The organism is Salmonella sp. NW177, assembly GCF_051811585.1.
Classification (GTDB): Bacteria; Pseudomonadota; Gammaproteobacteria; order Enterobacterales; family Enterobacteriaceae; genus Salmonella; species Salmonella enterica.
The window spans coordinates 302590-319172 of the sequence record NZ_JAMMZV010000007.1 but is presented as its reverse complement, the minus strand read 5'-3'; the positions used below and the strand labels follow the sequence as shown (position 1 = coordinate 319172).

Sequence of the window (16583 nt, the reverse complement as noted above, 5' to 3'; positions counted from 1 at the left end):
GGACGGTACGCGGTATCGCGGTGAAGTCCGGGGACGCGGTTTCCGTCGGCGACACCCTGATGACGCTGGCGTAAGGACGAGGAGCGGAAATGGAAAGTCTGAACGCCCTGCTTCAGGGCATGGGACTGATGCACCTTGGCGCAGGCCAGGCCATCATGCTGCTGGTCAGCCTGCTGCTGCTGTGGCTGGCGATTGCGAAGAAGTTCGAGCCGCTGCTGCTGCTGCCGATTGGCTTCGGTGGGCTGCTCTCCAACATCCCGGAAGCGGGTATGGCGCTGACCGCGCTGGAAAGTCTGCTGGCGCATCACGACGCCGGGCAGCTGGCGGTGATTGCCGCGAAGCTTAACTGCGCGCCGGACGTGCACGCCATCAAGGAGGCGTTAGCGCTGGCGCTGCCGTCGGTGCAGGGACAGATGGAGAACCTGGCGGTGGACATGGGCTACACGCCGGGGGTGCTGGCGCTGTTCTATAAAGTGGCGATTGGCTCCGGCGTCGCGCCGCTGGTCATCTTCATGGGCGTCGGCGCGATGACCGACTTCGGCCCGCTGCTGGCCAACCCGCGCACCCTGCTGCTGGGGGCGGCGGCGCAGTTCGGTATCTTCGCCACGGTGCTGGGGGCGCTGACGCTGAATTACTTCGGCCTGATTTCCTTCACCCTGCCGCAGGCGGCGGCCATCGGCATCATCGGCGGCGCGGACGGCCCGACGGCGATTTATCTGTCGGGCAAGCTGGCGCCGGAGCTGCTGGGGGCCATTGCGGTGGCGGCGTACTCGTATATGGCGCTGGTGCCGTTAATCCAGCCGCCGATTATGAAGGCGCTGACCACGGAGACGGAGCGGAAAATCCGCATGGTGCAGCTGCGCACGGTGAGTAAGCGGGAAAAAATCCTCTTCCCGGTGGTGCTGTTACTACTGGTGGCGCTGCTGCTGCCGGACGCCGCGCCGCTGCTGGGGATGTTCTGCTTTGGCAATCTGATGCGTGAAAGCGGCGTGGTGGAGCGTCTGAGCGACACGGTACAGAACGGGCTGATTAATATCGTCACCATTTTCCTCGGGCTGTCGGTGGGCGCGAAGCTGGTGGCGGATAAGTTCCTGCAGCCGCAGACGCTGGGCATTCTGCTGCTGGGTGTGATTGCCTTTGGTATCGGGACGGCGGCCGGGGTGCTGATGGCGAAGCTGATGAACCTGTGCAGTAAGAACAAAATCAACCCGCTGATTGGCTCCGCCGGTGTGTCGGCGGTGCCGATGGCGGCACGCGTATCGAACAAGGTGGGCCTGGAATCAGACCCGCAGAACTTCCTGCTGATGCACGCGATGGGCCCGAACGTGGCCGGGGTGATTGGCTCGGCGATAGCCGCCGGGGTGATGCTGAAGTACGTGCTGGCGATGTAATAGTGGATGGGATACGCATGTCGTATCCCATTTTCATCCAAATTTTTTCTGAAAGAAAAGTAAGTATGAACTGGTTCAGGTTCCGGTGATGCCGAATGCAAGAAAATACCGTAATTAAATATCTAAATACCAATATGTTTATACGGGAAATTACACGCTGGTTTGCCAGACGCTCGTTTCAAAACCGGATATTTCTACTGATCCTGTTTACATCCACCATCGTGATGCTGGCAATCACCTGGTATCTGACCGATATCACGAAAGAGCGCCTGCATTATCAGGTGGGCCAACGTGCGCTTATTCAGGCAATGCAAATATCCGCTATGCCAGAATTAGTTGAAGCCGTAGAGGCGCATGATTTGTCACGCATCAAAGCGCTGATTGACCCAATGCGCTCGTTTTCGGATGCGACTTACATTACCGTTGGCAACGAAAAAGGTCAGCGACTGTATCACGTCAACCCGGATGAGATCGGCAAATATATGGAGGGCGGCGATAGCGACGACGCGCTGTATAACGCTAAAAGCTACGTATCGGTGCGCAAAGGTTCATTAGGCTCTTCCCTACGTGGTAAATCCCCGATTCAGGACAGTACCGGTAAAGTCATCGGTATTGTTTCCGTCGGCTATACTCTGGAACAGTTGGAGAGCTGGCTTAACTTACAAATCAGCTCGTTGCTGTTCCCGATGGCGTTACTGCTGCTGGTACTGTTGTACTGTGCCCGCCGCTTCTCGCTGCATATTAAAAAGCAGATGCTTAACATGGAGCCGCAGCAGCTTTCACAACTATTAATTCAGCAAAGCGTGTTGTTTGAGTCGGTATTTGAAGGGTTGATCGCCATTGACTCCCATCACCGTATTACCGCCATTAACCAAACGGCTCGCCGCTTACTGAATCTGAGCCAACCAGAGTCTGAACTCATTGGCTATGCAATCCACCATGTCGTGTTGCCGGAGGCCTTCTTTTACGATGCGCCGCAAAAAAACAAAAAAGATGAGATCGTCACCTTTAACCAAATGAAAGTCATCGCCAGTCGCATGGCGGTCATTATTGACAACCAGCCTCAGGGCTGGGTTATTAGCTTTCGCAACAAAGACGATATCAATACACTCAGCCTGCAGTTAAGTCAGGTGCGGCAATACGCCGATAACCTGCGCGCCGTGCAGCATGAGCATCGCAACCTTATTTCCACCATTGCCGGACTGCTGTTCCTGAAGCGCTACGATAATGCGCTGGCGCTGATTCAGCAGCAGTCGGAAAGCCACCAGAAAGTACTCGATTTTATTTCCCATAATTTCCGCGACCACCACCTTGCGGGGCTATTAATCGGTAAATATTATCGGGCAAAAGAGCTGGGGCTGGAGCTGATTTTCGATCCTTCAAGCTTTGTTGAACACCTGCCGTCATCGCTCTCGCATAATGAATGGATTTCGATTGTTGGCAATTTATTGGACAACGCCTATAACGCCACCCTGCTCAATAGCGAAGGCTCGCGACAGATTGAGTGCCTGATCAATAGCGAAGGTAATGAAGTCATTATTGAAGTTGCCGATCAGGGATGTGGTATTGACGAAAATATCCGCCAGCATATTTTCGAGCGTGGAGTGACCACCCACAACAACGGCGATCACGGAATTGGATTATGGTTGGTGCACAGCTACGTCAAGCAGGCCAATGGCGACATTATCGTCGATAACAATAATCCTTTTGGCACCATTTTTACCCTCTATATCCCTTTTACCAGAGAAGAATAACATGGATAGCATTACGACACTCATCGTTGAAGACGAACCGATGCTAGCGGAAATCCTGGTGGACACCATCAAGCTTTCTCCCCAGTTTTCAATCATCGGCATCGCAGACAAACTGGAAAGTGCAAAGAAGCAAATACGCCTCTATCAACCACAGTTAATTCTATTGGATAATTTTTTACCCGATGGCAAAGGGATCGATTTAATTCGTCATACCATCAGCACCAACTACACGGGGCGAATTATTTTCATTACCGCCGACAATCATATGGATACCATCAGCGATGCCTTACGCATGGGCGTATTCGATTATCTGATTAAGCCGGTACATTATCAGCGCCTGCAGCATACCCTGGAGCGGTTCACCCGTTACCGCAGTTCGTTACGTTCCAGTGAACAGGCAAACCAGACGCACGTTGATGCCTTATTTAATATCCAGGCCAAAGAACAAACCGCAGAACCGAATAGCGGACTGCGGGGAATTGATGAAAACACCTTCAACCGGGTACGACAAATATTCACCGACCCGCAGGCAGTACATACAGCAGACACTCTGGCGCAAATTCTGGGCAGCAGTAAAACCACTGCCCGACGCTATCTGGAACAAGGCGTGAAAAATAACTTTCTCGAAGCGGAGATCAGCTACGGGAAAGTGGGCAGGCCGGAGAGACTCTATCGTGGCAAAGTATGAGATTATGGCGCCAACATGTAATTACGGCGCACAGGCAAACACCTCAGCCACCCACTGACGAAAACCGTCCACATCCAGCGCCAGCGCCACCTGCGCGTTGGCGGGCTGCCCCAGACGCCCTTCAATATCCACCACCGTGGTACCGGCGGTATATTGCCCCTGCGTTTCTACGGCCACAAAACAGGATTGCAGGGTAAAAAGCTCCGGACGCACCAGCCAGGCGATCGCGCAGAGATCGTGCATCCGGACGCCAGTGCGCATACTACCGCTGCGATAATGGTTGAACAGGCTGTGCAACATCTTACCGGTACGATTCAGCGCGGGCAGTTTACTTAGAAAATCTGGCGAGAGCATTGCCTGATTCGTGACGTCCAGCCCACACATCACAATCTCCAGACCGCTGCGGAACACCAGCGCCGCGGCCTCCGGATCGACAGCAATGTTAAATTCAGCATTAGGCGTAAAATTGCCGCGCCCTGCGGAACCGCCCATCAACACCAGACGGCGAATGTTACACGCACACTCCGGATAGTGCATCAGTAGCAACGCAATATTGGTCAATGGCCCAATCGCCACTAATGTCATGGGCTCCGGGGCGTTCATCAGCACATCCCGGATAGCGATAAACGCAGGCTTCGCCAACGGTTGGCGCTGATGGTCGACAAAATCATAGCCTTCCATACCGGATTCGCCGTGGACGTATGCCGCATCGCGTAACGGACGCAGCAGCGGCGTCGCGGCCCCTTGTGCAAGTGGCACATCGGCGCCCCAGAAATGCAGAAGCTGCAACGCATTACGGGTGGTTTTTTCGACCGAAACGTTGCCGGCAACGGTGGTCATCAGTTGAAGATCCAGCTCGGGGGCGAACAGCGCAGCGGCAATAGCAGCCGCGTCATCAATGCCCGGATCGGTATCAAGAATAATGTGTAGGGATGCTGTCATTAACGCTCTCCTGACCTATTGTTTTATATCTTCATACTCAGCGCGACTGATACAGGTATCAGGCACATCGTCATCCGTCACCAGACGCGGACTTAGCTTATTACCTTCGACAAACGGAACTAATGGGCAAAAACGCCCTGGCGATGCTTTGTTTTCCTGCCACTGAATCTCAAGCGATTCGGGCTCAGCGCCGGGTTTTTCTGCCTGAATCACGGTACGAACATTACCGGTTAGCCAAAAAGATTGACACGTCCCATCAAGGTTAAAAGGCGGCGTCAAATGACCATTTTTACGTACTAGCGGATAAATAATACGCCCATCAGCGTAGGAAGGTATCATGTAGCAGTTATACATTTTGCCTTTACTGATCACAGGCTGAAAGTAGCTTTCACCGCGATCGATCAGTTCAATCGTTTTTCCTTTCCAGCGATACACATTGACGCCATGACTGCAGCAACCGCCGCGCCAATAGCTGACAATCTGTTTATGTTCAGCATCGATCTCTGGTGAAGTGATTTCCTGATAAGACGCGGGCGCATCAACATAACGCTGTTTGGCGGGGTCATAGAGCCATGTTTGTACTGGAGCATCCGGCCCAGCAAGTAACTCTGTTACAATCGACAGATCCGGGTAGCCATCAAAATTGACATCCCCCCATTGAGGCATAAACGGGCTACAAGTGCCCACCGAGGCGGTATCTAAGGTCTGTATGAGTTTACCATCACGGTATAATTTTATCGCCGAAATGGCCGGCGTATTGCCGCAATCAATCTCTTTGGAAGGGTCGTAACCCCCTGCATCATTCGTGTTCGTGACCAGCACAATATCAGGGGAGTTTTTAGGTTTGAGGTAGATAAGGGCAACAGGAAAATGTCGTTTTTTATCTGCGGACGTCCATTCGCCTTTAATCTCACTGCTGGAGATTTCCGCATTCCAGTAACCCGAAAGCGCCTTTACGCGTTCTTCAAGATGTACCTCTTTATCCTGGAGTGAGCCGCGTAGAACAATCGCTGCCTTGTGCTGATTGCAAGGTTCATAGCAGTAATACCCATAAAGCGTGTTACCAAATCGCGTGATATTAACGTTTACCGGTTTCCCCGCGATAGTTCCGGTATAGTTTCGCTCCCAGGCGGGTAGCTCCAGCACCGTGGCGCTTGTTGCGTCCATCCAAAAGCCGATGGCGAGTAACGTTGGCAATCCATATTTTATTTTGCCCATTTCCCTTATCCCTGTAGGCATTACAACTAAAAAACCAGCAACGATTGTGCTGGTTTTTCAGATGAATAGCAAAAAGGTGGGGCATTAGCAACGGATGACGACTACGCCTTATTCTTCCTGTCGCACATTGAATATCAAAAGAAATTCTTAAGATCTGGTCAGCGTAGCGTCATCAGGCAGATTTCTGAATTGTGAAATCTTATTCGACCTCACGAACATCCACACGCAGCTCTTTCGGCACTTCAAAAACAATATTTTCTTCGCGCCCCTCAAGCGTGACGGCTTCGCCGCCGCCAAACTCGCGCAGACGCGCAATAACATTCTGCACCAGAATATCTGGCGCGGAAGCGCCAGCGGTGACGCCGACGCAGGCGGCTTCTTTCACCCACGCCTCCTGGATATCCGCCGCATCGTCGATAAGAAACGCAGTTCTTCCCATCCGTTGGGCCAGTTCCGCCAATCGGTTAGAGTTAGAAGAGTTTTTCGAGCCGACCACCAGCACCACGTCAGCCTGCTCCGCCAGCGCCCGCACCGCTTCCTGACGATTAGTAGTGGCATAGCAAATATCGTCTTTGCGCGGGCCGACGATTTTCGGAAAGCGTTTACGCAGCGCATCAATCACATCGGACGTATCGTCCACGGAAAGCGTGGTTTGCGTCATGAAGGAGAGCTTGCCTTCATTTTTGACATTCAGCGTCCAGACGTCCTCTGGCGACTCAACCAGGTACATCCCCCCTTCCGGGTTGCTGTACTGACCCATGGTGCCTTCCACTTCCGGGTGCCCGGCGTGGCCGATGAGAATAGATTCCTCACCGCGACGGCTGGCGCGCGCCACTTCCATATGGACTTTCGTCACCAGCGGGCAGGTGGCGTCAAAAACGGTAAGATCGCGGCTTTTCGCCTCGTTACGCACCGCCTGGGAAACCCCATGAGCGGAGAAAATCAGAATGGCGCCATCCGGCACTTCGCTAATTTGCTCTATAAAGATCGCCCCGCGCTGGCGCAGGCTGTCCACTACATAGCGGTTATGCACGACTTCGTGCCGAACGTAAATTGGCGCGCCGTAAATGGCGAGCGCATTTTCAACAATGCTGATAGCGCGGTCTACCCCGGCGCAAAAACCGCGTGGGTTGGCCAACAGGATCTGCATGTTTATGCCTCCAGCGCCGGATCGATTTCCAGCACTTCAATATCAAAGTGAACGGTATGCCCGGCCAGCGGATGGTTAAAATCAACGGTAATCGAGTCGCCGTTGATTTCGCGAATCACGCCAGGCATTTCGCTGCCATCCATTGCGGTAAAAAGCATAATCGCCCCGACTTCCGGTTCGCCCGCCGCCATAAACTCACGGCGCGAGAAATACTGGATTAAGTCCGGACTGGGGACGCCAAACGCGGCGTCAGGCTCCAGCGAAAACGCTTTCTTTTCCCCTTCTTTCAACCCCAGAAGCTGCTGCTCCAGACCTTCGGAAAGCGAGGTATCGCCAAGACGGAACAGGGCTGGCTTGCCGTTATTGCGGGTAGATTCCGCCGTTGAGCCATCATCCAGTTTCAGGGTGAAGTGAACGAGGATCGCGCTGTTGCTCTGTACGGATTTAGACATGCAAATTGCTCACGTGTTTTGCCCGGAGGCACAAAGAACGATAAAACCGTAGGCCGGATAAGGCGTTTTCACCGCCATCCGGCACCACGTTTGCCTGATGGCGCTGCGCTTATCAGGCCTACAAAACCGGATAAGCGCCACCCGGTATTTACGCTTATGCCTGTTCTTTCGCTGTCGGCTTCGGCAAAAAGCCTTCCAGTACAATCAGCGCCGCACCGATACAGATCGCGCTATCGGCAAGGTTGAACGTCGCGAAATGCCAGTCGCCGACGTAAAAATCGATCATATCGACAACAAAGCCGTGCCACAGGCGGTCGAACAGGTTACCCAGCGCGCCGCCGATGATTAACGCATAAGCGATGTTATTCAGCTTCTGCGTCGCTTTCGAGCGATACATCATCACCAAAAGAATTACGCAGATCCCTATCGCAATCCCGGCAAAGAACCAGCGCTGCCAGCCGCCGCTATCCGCCAGGAAGCTAAAAGCCGCGCCGTAGTTACGCGCATAATGCAGATTAAGCGACGGGAACAGCCCTACCGTATCCCCCAGAGCGAAATTCTGGAGGATCAGGTATTTGCTGCCCAAATCGATAATCAGCACGACTACTACCAGCCATAGCCAGCGTAGTCCTGTTGAACAGAGTGGTTTACTCATCAGGCAAATTTACGTTGTTCGCCATTACCGGCGATGTTGCTGACACAGCGTCCGCAGATATCTGCATGTTCCGCCACCTTGCCGACATCAGTAGTGTAGTGCCAGCAGCGCGGACACTTATCACCCTCGGCACGCGTTACCACTGCCTGAACTGTCGTATTACCAGCATTGTACTGAATATTTTCATCATCAATACCCCCCGCTTGCTCAGAAATCACGAACTGGGAAGTAATGAAGATAAATCTGACCTCTTCACCCAACAGTTTCAGCTTCTTGATCGTACCGTTAGCATCGTCAGCATATTTCAGCGTCACTTTTGCTTCCAGGTTCGATTTGATGCCATTGGCTTTCTGATTTTCCAGCTCTTTGTTGACCTGGTCCTTGATATAGCGGACATCGTCCCAGAATGCGTCATTAAATTCTTCATTCTCTTCCAGGCCAAACAACCCGTCGTACCATTCGCCGGTGAAGACATATTTTTCACGCTCGCCCGGCAGGTAGCCCCAGATTTCATCAGCCGTGAAGGACATGATCGGCGCCATCCAGCGAACCAGCGCCTCTGCGATATGATACAGCGCAGTCTGGCAGCTACGACGCGCGACGCTATCGGCCTTCGCGGTGTACTGGCGGTCTTTGATGATGTCGAGGTAGAACGAGCCCATTTCAACGGAGCAGAAGCGCATCAGGCGCTGTACCACTTCATGGAAGTCGTAAGCTTCGTATGCCTTCAGAATCTCTTGCTGCGCCGTTTTCGCGCAGCCCACCGCCCACCTGTCCAGCACCACCATCTCTTCCGGTTTGACCATATCGGTGGCCGGATTGAAGCCATTGAGGTTCGCCAGCAGGAAGCGCGCGGTATTACGGATACGACGATAGCTGTCGGCAGCACGTTTGAGGATCTCGTCAGAGACCGCCATTTCGCCGGTATAGTCAGTAGACGCTACCCACAGACGCAGGATATCCGCGCCCAGTTTATTCATCACATCCTGCGGCGACACGGTGTTACCGATGGACTTGGACATCTTGCGCCCCTGACCATCGACGGTGAAACCGTGAGTCAGTACCTGGCGGTATGGCGCTTTGCCTTTCATCGCCACGCTAATCATCAGGGAGGACATAAACCAGCCGCGATGCTGGTCAGACCCTTCCAGATACATATCGGCAGCGTGACCGGCGAATTCCGGACGTGCGTCAACCACGGAGTAACTGGTGGAACCGGAATCAAACCAAACGTCCAACGTATCCGGAACTTTCTCGTATTGATCGGCATCTTCGCCGAGGATCTCTTTCGGGTCGAGATCCCACCACGCCTGGATACCGTCAACTTCGACGCGTTTCGCCACCTCTTCCATCGCCGCCAGAGTACGCTCAATCGGCAGCAGCTCCTGCGTTTCTTTATGCACGAACAGCGACATCGGTACGCCCCAGGTACGCTGACGTGAGATACACCAGTCAGGACGATTAGCGACCATTGATTCAATACGCGCCTGACCCCAGTCCGGGATCCACTGAACGCCTTTGATCTCTTTCAGCGACTGTTGACGAAGCCCTTCTTTATCCATGCTGACGAACCACTGCGGGGTCGCGCGGAAAATGATCGGCGTTTTGTGACGCCAACAGCACGGATAGCTGTGCTGCATTTTTTCGACATGCAGTAGCGCGCCTTTTTCTTTCAGCAGTTCAATAACGATATCGTTCGCCTTGAAGACGTTAACACCGTCAAGCGTTGGATATGTGCCTGGCAGGTAAGCGCCGTCCGGGCCAACCGGGTTAGCGGTTTCCAGGCCATACTTTTGGCCGATCACGTAGTCATCCGGGCCGTGACCAGGGGCGGTATGTACCGCGCCGGTACCGGCGTCCAGGGTGACGTGATCGCCGAGGATCGCCGGCACGTCAAAGCCCATAAACGGATGGGTAAAGCGCAGCAGTTCCAGCTCCGCGCCTTTAACGGTGCCGAGAATGGTGTATTCAGCCGCGCCAATACGCTGCATGACGTTTTCAACCAGATCTTTCGCCAGAATCACCGCCTGGCCGTCAATCTGCACCAGCGCATAATCAAAGTCCGGCGCCAGGGAGATGGCGCGGTTAGCCGGCAGAGTCCACGGCGTGGTGGTCCAGATAACCAGCGACACAGGGCCGCTCACGCCCGGCAGACCAAACTTCGCTTTCACCGCATCCTGATCGACGGCGCGGAACGCCACGTCGATAGACGGTGACGTTTTGTCGTAATATTCAACTTCCGCTTCCGCCAGCGCGGAACGGCAGTCAACGCACCAGTGCACCGGCTTAGCGCCTTTGTGCAGATGACCGTTTTTGATAATTCTGCCCAGAGCACGGATGATGTTGGCTTCGGTTTTGAAGTCCATAGTCAGGTACGGATGCGACCAGTCGCCCAACACGCCCAGACGAATGAAGTCTTTACGCTGGCCGTCAACCTGCGTAGCGGCATATTCGCGGCACTTGGCGCGGAATTCAGCGGCGGTGAATTTCTCGCCCGGCTTACCGAACTCCTGCTCGACTTTCAGCTCGATAGGCAGACCGTGACAGTCCCAGCCCGGCACGTAAGGCGAGTCAAATCCCGACAGTCCTTTGGACTTCACGATAATGTCTTTCAGAATCTTGTTAACTGAGTGACCAATATGAATGCTGCCATTCGCATATGGAGGGCCATCATGCAGAATGAAGGTTTTTTTGCCTTTTTTGGCCGCACGAATGATGCCGTACAGATCATCATCGGTCCAACGCGCCAGCATTCCCGGTTCACGCTTGGCGAGGTCGCCGCGCATCGGGAACCCTGTTTCCGGCAAATTCAGGGTCGATTTATAGTCACTCATCAGATTCTCGGTTCCGTATTTCGGTTTGATAAACACCGTCAGGGTTACACCTGCCCGGCTAGCCCAAAAAACTTGCGGGCCGTTAACTCATCGCGTGCGATTTGCGCTTTTAGCTCATCAAGCGACGCAAATCGCTGCTCATTACGTATCTTTTTACGCAGTATTACATCTATATGGCGACCGTAGAGGTCCATTACAACATCCAGCAGATGCACTTCCAGTTGTTGACGCACGCCAGCCACCGTTGGACGAGTGCCAATGTTCGCTACGCCGGGTAACGGCTTATCGCCAAGCCCGGTGACTTCCACCGCATAGACCCCTTTGACCGGGGAGACCTGACGGCGCAGCGGTAAGTTCGCCGTCGGGAAGCCAATGGTACGTCCCAGCTCGTCGCCATGAACGACACGCCCGGAAATAGTAAAGGGATGTCCCAGCAGGCTTTCGGCAAGCGCCAGGTTATCCTCCGCCAGCGCCTGTCTCACTGCGGTACTACTGATACGCACGCCGCCTTCACAAAAGGTTTGGGTGCTGGAAACCGCAAAACCATACTCCGCCCCCGCCTTCTGTAATAACAAGAAATCGCCCGCGCGGCTAGCACCAAAGCGGAAATCATCGCCGACGGCAAGAAATTGCACGCCAAGACGCTCCACCAGCAGTTCGCTGATAAACGTTTGCGCCGTCAAAGCGGCAAAGCGGCGATCGAATTTCACGCACAGCACATAGTCCACGCCGCACTGCGCAAGGTAATGCAGTTTTTCACGCAGGCGCGTCAGGCGAGCGGGCGCTTTATCCGTCGCGAACAGCTCCAGCGGCTGCGGTTCGAAAATCATGACCACCACCGGCAGACCGCGTCTGCGTCCTTCTTCCTGCAAACCCTGCAGTAGAGCGCGATGCCCCCGATGTACGCCGTCGAAATTACCAATGGTCAGCACACACCCATGCGGGGCCTGACTGAGATTATGTATGCCGCGTATCAGCTTCATGTCTGACTCAAAACAGTGAAAATCGCAAGAGTATACCTTGTACAGCGGTCAAGGTTAACCGACTATTGCCCTGATGAAACATAAAGAAGATGCTTTTCATCGCCATGCGGCAAACTCCGCCCCAAAACCCGCCGCTTAATGCAATTTTTCTCATGGAAAGGCTGTATTCACAGCACGCAAGCTGGTAGAATCCTGCGCCATCACTACGCAACGAGTGCTGCAATTTAAACGGCGCTTATTTGCACAAATCCATTGACAAAAGAAGGCTAAAAGGGCATATTCCTCGGCCTTTGAATTGTCCATATAGAACACATTTGGGAGTTGGACCTTGGCTAATATCAAATCAGCTAAGAAGCGCGCCGTTCAGTCTGAAAAGGCTCGTAAGCACAACGCAAGCCGTCGCTCTATGATGCGTACTTTCATCAAGAAAGTATACGCAGCTATCGAAGCTGGCGACAAAGCTGCTGCACTGAAAGCATTTAACGAAATGCAACCGATCGTGGACCGTCAGGCTGCTAAAGGTCTGATCCACAAAAACAAAGCTGCACGTCATAAAGCTAACCTGACTGCACAGATCAACAAACTGGCTTAATCGCCTGCTTGTTATCAGCTTTGTAGAAAAACCCGCGTAAAGCGGGTTTTTTTATGCCTGCTATCTGCCGTTTTGCTCGACAACCGCTGGCTCTGACCTCACTCGTTCACGCTCTTCCTGACCAGCCTATTTTTTCAGCTACCCCTCCCTCAGTCACGTAATACTTGAAAGTTATTTTCTTTCACTGTTTTCCTTTTCTTATTTCATTACTGAAAAAACTGTGACCACCTTAGCAAATAAAAAAATCGCTCATTCAAAAACTAATAAACGCAATCCTGATGTAAGATTTAATAATTGATTGATGCCGTCGGGTTAACTACTTTTCATGTACACCTTACTTACTCATTTTAATCTGAGGTTAAATTCAAAAACGACATAAAAATAATATTCAAAACTTGCTTAGAAAGTAGAGGTTGTTTTTCTGGGCGTATCGTACCAATATCGGAGTTATCATTATGAGTTCTGTCATTGAGGATACCCAGCCTTCCGGGTCAGCATCATTGTCTTTACTACAGCGTATTAGCTACGGCTCTTTGGATGTGGCGGGTAATCTGCTGTACTGCTTCGGTTCAACGTACATTTTATATTTCTACACAGACGTTGCGGGCATTAGCCTTGCCGTAGCAGGCGTTATCCTGCTGCTGGCGCGTATTATCGATGGCATAGACGCCCCCATATGGGGGATCATCATCGATAAAACGCGTTCACGCTACGGTAAATGTCGTCCCTGGTTTTTATGGTTACCGCTGCCTTTTGCGGTATTCAGCGCGCTGTCATTTTGGTCTCCTGATATCAGTATGACAGGAAAAGCCATCTATGCAGCAATATCTTATATGATTGCCAGCATTCTATTTACCGGACTTAATACACCACTCAGTGCAATATTACCCCTGATGACCTTATCTCCCAAGGAAAGACTGGTTTTAAATTCCTGGCGAATGACCGGTGGGCAAATTGGGGTTTTATTAATGAACGCGACCGCCTTGCCGTTAGTCGCTTTTTTAGGTAACGGTGATGATCACGCTGGTTTTATTTATACGGCAATTACGTTTGCCATTATATCCTGCGCGCTAACGCTCTTTGCGTTTAAAAACATTCGTGAAATGGATACGGATAAAATACAGCATGAACCTAAGTTGCCGATGAAAAAAAGTTTCGCGGCGATGAAAGGTAACTGGCCGTGGATCCTGATGGTGCTGGCTAATCTGATCTTCTGGATTGCCCTACAGCAGCGCAACACGACCATTGTCTATTATCTGACCTACAACCTCGACCGTAAAGATCTGGTACCGCTGATTAACAGCCTGGCGACGATTCAGATCCTGTTTATCATCGCTATCCCCTTCTTTAGCAAATACCTGGCTAAAACCTGGATATGGGTAGGCGGTCTGCTGGTCGCCACGTTTGGCGGCGTCATGATGTGGCTGGCAGCGGACAACATTACTTTCCTCATCGCCGCCTGGATACTCGGCAATATCGGCAGCGGTATCGCCTGCTCAATGCCGTTTGCCATGCTGGGCTTCGCCGTTGATTTTGGCGCCTGGAAGACCGGTATTAAGGCTACCGGCATTCTTATCGCCTTCGGCAGTACCTTCTGCATCAAGATGGGTAGTGGCCTCGGCACCGCTTTCGCCGCCTGGATCATGAACAGTTTTGGCTATGTCCCCAACCATGCCCAGAGTGCTGCGGGTCTGGAGGGCATTATCTGGGCCTTTATCTGGGCACCCGCCCTACTCTTCGCGCTCGCAGCGATCCCACTACTTTTCTTTCGCAAATACGAAGCGATGGAAGAGAAGATTCGCCACGATCTGGAAACCGTCAACTCATAACGTTCTTTACCTTCACCCTCGAATATGGGAGGCACTACCATGCCATTTATGCAACAAGACCCGCGTCGTCTGGTCTGGCAGCAAAACGATCGCTATTTATGGATTGAACCCTGGGGCGAGAACAGCCTGCGCGTACGCAGCGGCCGTCATCTGCCGGTAATGAGAAATGAAGACTGGGCATTGACTGAGCCAGTCGCAGAAAGCCAGTGCCACATTGATTATGAGCACCACCAGGCAACGCTGACCAACGGCAAAATTATCGCTATCGTCAATCAAAAAGGACAGGTTACCTTTTACCGCCATCCACACAAACCCCTGTTGCAGGAGTTCTGGCGCCTGCGGGGCGAAATTGGCGAGGATGAATCATCTCACGGCCAGTACGTCAGCGCACTCAACCTTGAGGGACGCGAGTTCCGCCCTATTCAGGGTGGGAAATATTCACTGAAAGCCCGCTTCGAGGCCACCGAAGGGGAAAAAATTTATGGTATGGGGCAGTATCAACAGGCCAACCTGGATCTCAAAGGATGCGTGCTTGAGCTGGCGCAACGTAACTCCCAGGCCTCAGTACCGTTTATGCTCTCCAGTCTGGGCTACGGATTTTTATGGAACAACCCGGCAGTCGGACGCGTAACCTTTGCCCAAAACGTTACCGAATGGGAAGCGCAGGTCAGCGAACAGTTAGACTACTGGATCACGGCTGGCGATACCCCGGCAGAAATTAGTCGGGCTTACGCGCTGGCTACCGGCACACCGCCGATGATGCCGGACTACGCCATGGGCTTCTGGCAGTGCAAACTCCGTTATCGTACGCAGGAAGAGCTGCTGGAGGTCGCCCGCGAATATAAGCGCCGCAATCTGCCTATCTCAGTGATCGTAATCGACTTCTTTCACTGGCCGAATCAGGGTGACTGGATGTTCGATGCGCGCGACTGGCCCGATCCTGATGCCATGATTGCCGAGCTGAAATCGCTGGGAATTGAGCTGATGGTCTCCGTCTGGCCGACGGTGGATAACCGTACCGAAAGCTATCGGGAGATGCGCGAAAACGGCTGGCTGGTACAAACGGAACGTGGCTTGCCGATCAATATGGATTTCCTCGGCAATACCACTTACTTTGATGCGACTCATCCGGGCGCGCGCGACTACGTCTGGGGCAAAGCCAAACGCAACTATTACGATAAAGGCGTGAAGTTATTCTGGTTAGATGAAGCCGAACCTGAGTTCAGCGTTTACGACTACGACAACTATCGCTACCATGCCGGGCCGGTACTGGAAGTGGGCAATATCTACCCACGTATGTACGCTAAAACCTTTTTTGACGGCATGAAAGCCGATGGCGAAGACCAGGTTATCAACCTGCTACGCTGCGCCTGGGCCGGCAGTCAGAAGTACGGCGCGCTGGTCTGGTCAGGGGATATTCACTCCTCGTTTAGATCGCTGCGCAACCAGTTTGCTGCCGGACTCAATATGGGAATCGCGGGGATACCGTGGTGGACGACGGATATCGGCGGTTTTCATGGCGGTAATATTCACGACCCGAAATTCCATGAATTGCTGATTCGCTGGTTCCAGTGGGGCGTCTTTAGCCCGGTGATGCGTCTGCACGGCAACCGCGATCCGCAGATTTTACCCGCACAACCGTATCGGGATGGTATCGCCCAGTGCCCTACAGGTGCGCCGAACGAGGTCTGGAGCTACGGTGAGGAAGTATGCGAGGTACTGACAGGTTGCCTGGCGTTGCGAGAAAAACTCAAGCCCTATATCAAAGCGCTGATGGAGGAAACCCATAAGCACAATACGCCAGTGATGCGCCCCCTGTTCTTTGAATTCCCCGAACAGGAAACAAGTTGGGCAATCACCGACCAGTATTGTTTTGGTCCTGACCTGCTGATCGCCCCCGTCATGCATGAAGGTATGCGCGAGCGTGATGTCTGGCTACCAGAAGGGGAAACATGGACGGATCTTGCGACCGGTGAAAGCTATTCAGGAGGGCAGACGCTGCATTACGCTACGCCACTGAACAGAATTCCGGTGTTTATCCGCGAAGGTGGGCAGTACCGTAGCCTGCTGAACTTGTAGAATGATTCCGGCTGCG

14 protein-coding genes and 1 pseudogene are annotated in these 16583 nt (G+C 52.9%); 7 read left to right on the top strand and 8 right to left on the bottom strand.

Annotation, left to right across the window (positions count from 1 at the left end):
• The 4 genes and pseudogenes from NA986_RS19835 to citB all read left to right on the top strand — a co-directional run.
• Positions 1-74: pseudogene (locus tag NA986_RS19835) on the top strand (biotin/lipoyl-containing protein); the annotation flags it as partial.
• Between the two features lie 15 nt (positions 75-89).
• Positions 90-1391: an oxalacetate decarboxylase subunit beta gene (locus NA986_RS19830; protein ID WP_114043236.1), complete on the top strand. Its 1302-nt coding sequence runs from the start codon at positions 90-92 to the stop codon at positions 1389-1391.
• 134 nt (positions 1392-1525) lie between these two features.
• Positions 1526-3145: a citrate sensor histidine kinase CitA gene (citA, locus tag NA986_RS19825; RefSeq protein ID WP_023216942.1), complete on the top strand. Its 1620-nt coding sequence runs from the start codon at positions 1526-1528 to the stop codon at positions 3143-3145.
• A gap of 1 nt (position 3146) precedes the next feature.
• Complete coding sequence (gene citB / locus NA986_RS19820) at positions 3147-3833, top strand: citrate response regulator transcription factor CitB (RefSeq protein WP_023216941.1); 687 nt, start codon at positions 3147-3149, stop codon at positions 3831-3833.
• Positions 3834-3854: 21 nt separating this feature from the next.
• Here the strand turns inward: citB and rihC are convergent, their stop codons facing one another.
• The 8 genes from rihC to NA986_RS19780 form a co-directional block, all read right to left on the bottom strand.
• Positions 3855-4775: a ribonucleoside hydrolase RihC gene (gene rihC, locus NA986_RS19815; RefSeq protein WP_023216940.1), complete on the bottom strand. Its 921-nt coding sequence runs from the start codon at positions 4773-4775 to the stop codon at positions 3855-3857.
• A 15-nt stretch (positions 4776-4790) separates the two neighbouring features.
• Positions 4791-5993 carry an XAC2610-related protein gene (locus NA986_RS19810; protein ID WP_023216939.1) on the bottom strand — a complete coding sequence of 401 codons (1203 nt, stop codon included), beginning with the start codon at positions 5991-5993 and terminating at the stop codon, positions 4791-4793.
• 199 nt (positions 5994-6192) lie between these two features.
• Positions 6193-7143 (bottom strand): 4-hydroxy-3-methylbut-2-enyl diphosphate reductase, encoded by a 951-nt coding sequence (gene ispH, locus NA986_RS19805; RefSeq protein WP_001166428.1) that lies wholly within the window; start codon positions 7141-7143, stop codon positions 6193-6195.
• Between the two features lie 2 nt (positions 7144-7145).
• Positions 7146-7595 carry an FKBP-type peptidyl-prolyl cis-trans isomerase gene (gene fkpB / locus NA986_RS19800; protein WP_000047269.1) on the bottom strand — a complete coding sequence of 150 codons (450 nt, stop codon included), beginning with the start codon at positions 7593-7595 and terminating at the stop codon, positions 7146-7148.
• A gap of 154 nt (positions 7596-7749) precedes the next feature.
• Positions 7750-8250: a signal peptidase II gene (lspA, locus tag NA986_RS19795; protein ID WP_000042736.1), complete on the bottom strand. Its 501-nt coding sequence runs from the start codon at positions 8248-8250 to the stop codon at positions 7750-7752.
• Positions 8250-11084: an isoleucine--tRNA ligase gene (ileS, locus tag NA986_RS19790; RefSeq protein ID WP_023216938.1), complete on the bottom strand. Its 2835-nt coding sequence runs from the start codon at positions 11082-11084 to the stop codon at positions 8250-8252. Before ileS ends, lspA begins: the two co-directional genes overlap by 1 nt.
• Positions 11085-11128: 44 nt before the next feature.
• The gene (gene ribF / locus NA986_RS19785) at positions 11129-12067 is read right to left on the bottom strand and encodes a bifunctional riboflavin kinase/FAD synthetase (protein ID WP_000767311.1); all 939 of its coding nucleotides are present in this window, start codon (positions 12065-12067) and stop codon (positions 11129-11131) included.
• Positions 12068-12074: 7 nt separating this feature from the next.
• Positions 12075-12290, bottom strand: coding sequence for a DUF2575 family protein (locus tag NA986_RS19780; protein ID WP_001726890.1), 216 nt, complete (start codon positions 12288-12290; stop codon positions 12075-12077).
• Positions 12291-12395: 105 nt separating this feature from the next.
• Here NA986_RS19780 and rpsT point away from each other — a divergent pair, with 105 nt between their 5' ends.
• From rpsT to NA986_RS19765, 3 genes are all read left to right on the top strand, one after another.
• Positions 12396-12659, top strand: coding sequence for a 30S ribosomal protein S20 (gene rpsT, locus NA986_RS19775; RefSeq protein WP_001518655.1), 264 nt, complete (start codon positions 12396-12398; stop codon positions 12657-12659).
• A 455-nt stretch (positions 12660-13114) separates the two neighbouring features.
• Complete coding sequence (locus NA986_RS19770) at positions 13115-14488, top strand: MFS transporter (RefSeq protein WP_000099989.1); 1374 nt, start codon at positions 13115-13117, stop codon at positions 14486-14488.
• A gap of 39 nt (positions 14489-14527) precedes the next feature.
• Positions 14528-16567, top strand: a complete 2040-nt coding sequence (locus tag NA986_RS19765; RefSeq protein ID WP_023239716.1) for a glycoside hydrolase family 31 protein — start codon at positions 14528-14530, stop codon at positions 16565-16567.
• Positions 16568-16583: the final 16 nt, after the last annotated feature.

What these genes read in the sequence shown, in the direction of transcription:
- NA986_RS19830 (WP_114043236.1), top strand. Translation starts at nt 90, where the DNA reads ATGGAAAGTCTGAACGCCCTGCTTCAGGGCATGGGACTGATGCACCTT.
- citA (WP_023216942.1), top strand. Translation starts at nt 1,526, where the DNA reads ATGTTTATACGGGAAATTACACGCTGGTTTGCCAGACGCTCGTTTCAA.
- citB (WP_023216941.1), top strand. Translation starts at nt 3,147, where the DNA reads ATGGATAGCATTACGACACTCATCGTTGAAGACGAACCGATGCTAGCG.
- rihC (WP_023216940.1), bottom strand. Translation starts at nt 4,775, where the DNA reads ATGACAGCATCCCTACACATTATTCTTGATACCGATCCGGGCATTGAT.
- NA986_RS19810 (WP_023216939.1), bottom strand. Translation starts at nt 5,993, where the DNA reads ATGGGCAAAATAAAATATGGATTGCCAACGTTACTCGCCATCGGCTTT.
- ispH (WP_001166428.1), bottom strand. Translation starts at nt 7,143, where the DNA reads ATGCAGATCCTGTTGGCCAACCCACGCGGTTTTTGCGCCGGGGTAGAC.
- fkpB (WP_000047269.1), bottom strand. Translation starts at nt 7,595, where the DNA reads ATGTCTAAATCCGTACAGAGCAACAGCGCGATCCTCGTTCACTTCACC.
- lspA (WP_000042736.1), bottom strand. Translation starts at nt 8,250, where the DNA reads ATGAGTAAACCACTCTGTTCAACAGGACTACGCTGGCTATGGCTGGTA.
- ileS (WP_023216938.1), bottom strand. Translation starts at nt 11,084, where the DNA reads ATGAGTGACTATAAATCGACCCTGAATTTGCCGGAAACAGGGTTCCCG.
- ribF (WP_000767311.1), bottom strand. Translation starts at nt 12,067, where the DNA reads ATGAAGCTGATACGCGGCATACATAATCTCAGTCAGGCCCCGCATGGG.
- NA986_RS19770 (WP_000099989.1), top strand. Translation starts at nt 13,115, where the DNA reads ATGAGTTCTGTCATTGAGGATACCCAGCCTTCCGGGTCAGCATCATTG.
- NA986_RS19765 (WP_023239716.1), top strand. Translation starts at nt 14,528, where the DNA reads ATGCCATTTATGCAACAAGACCCGCGTCGTCTGGTCTGGCAGCAAAAC.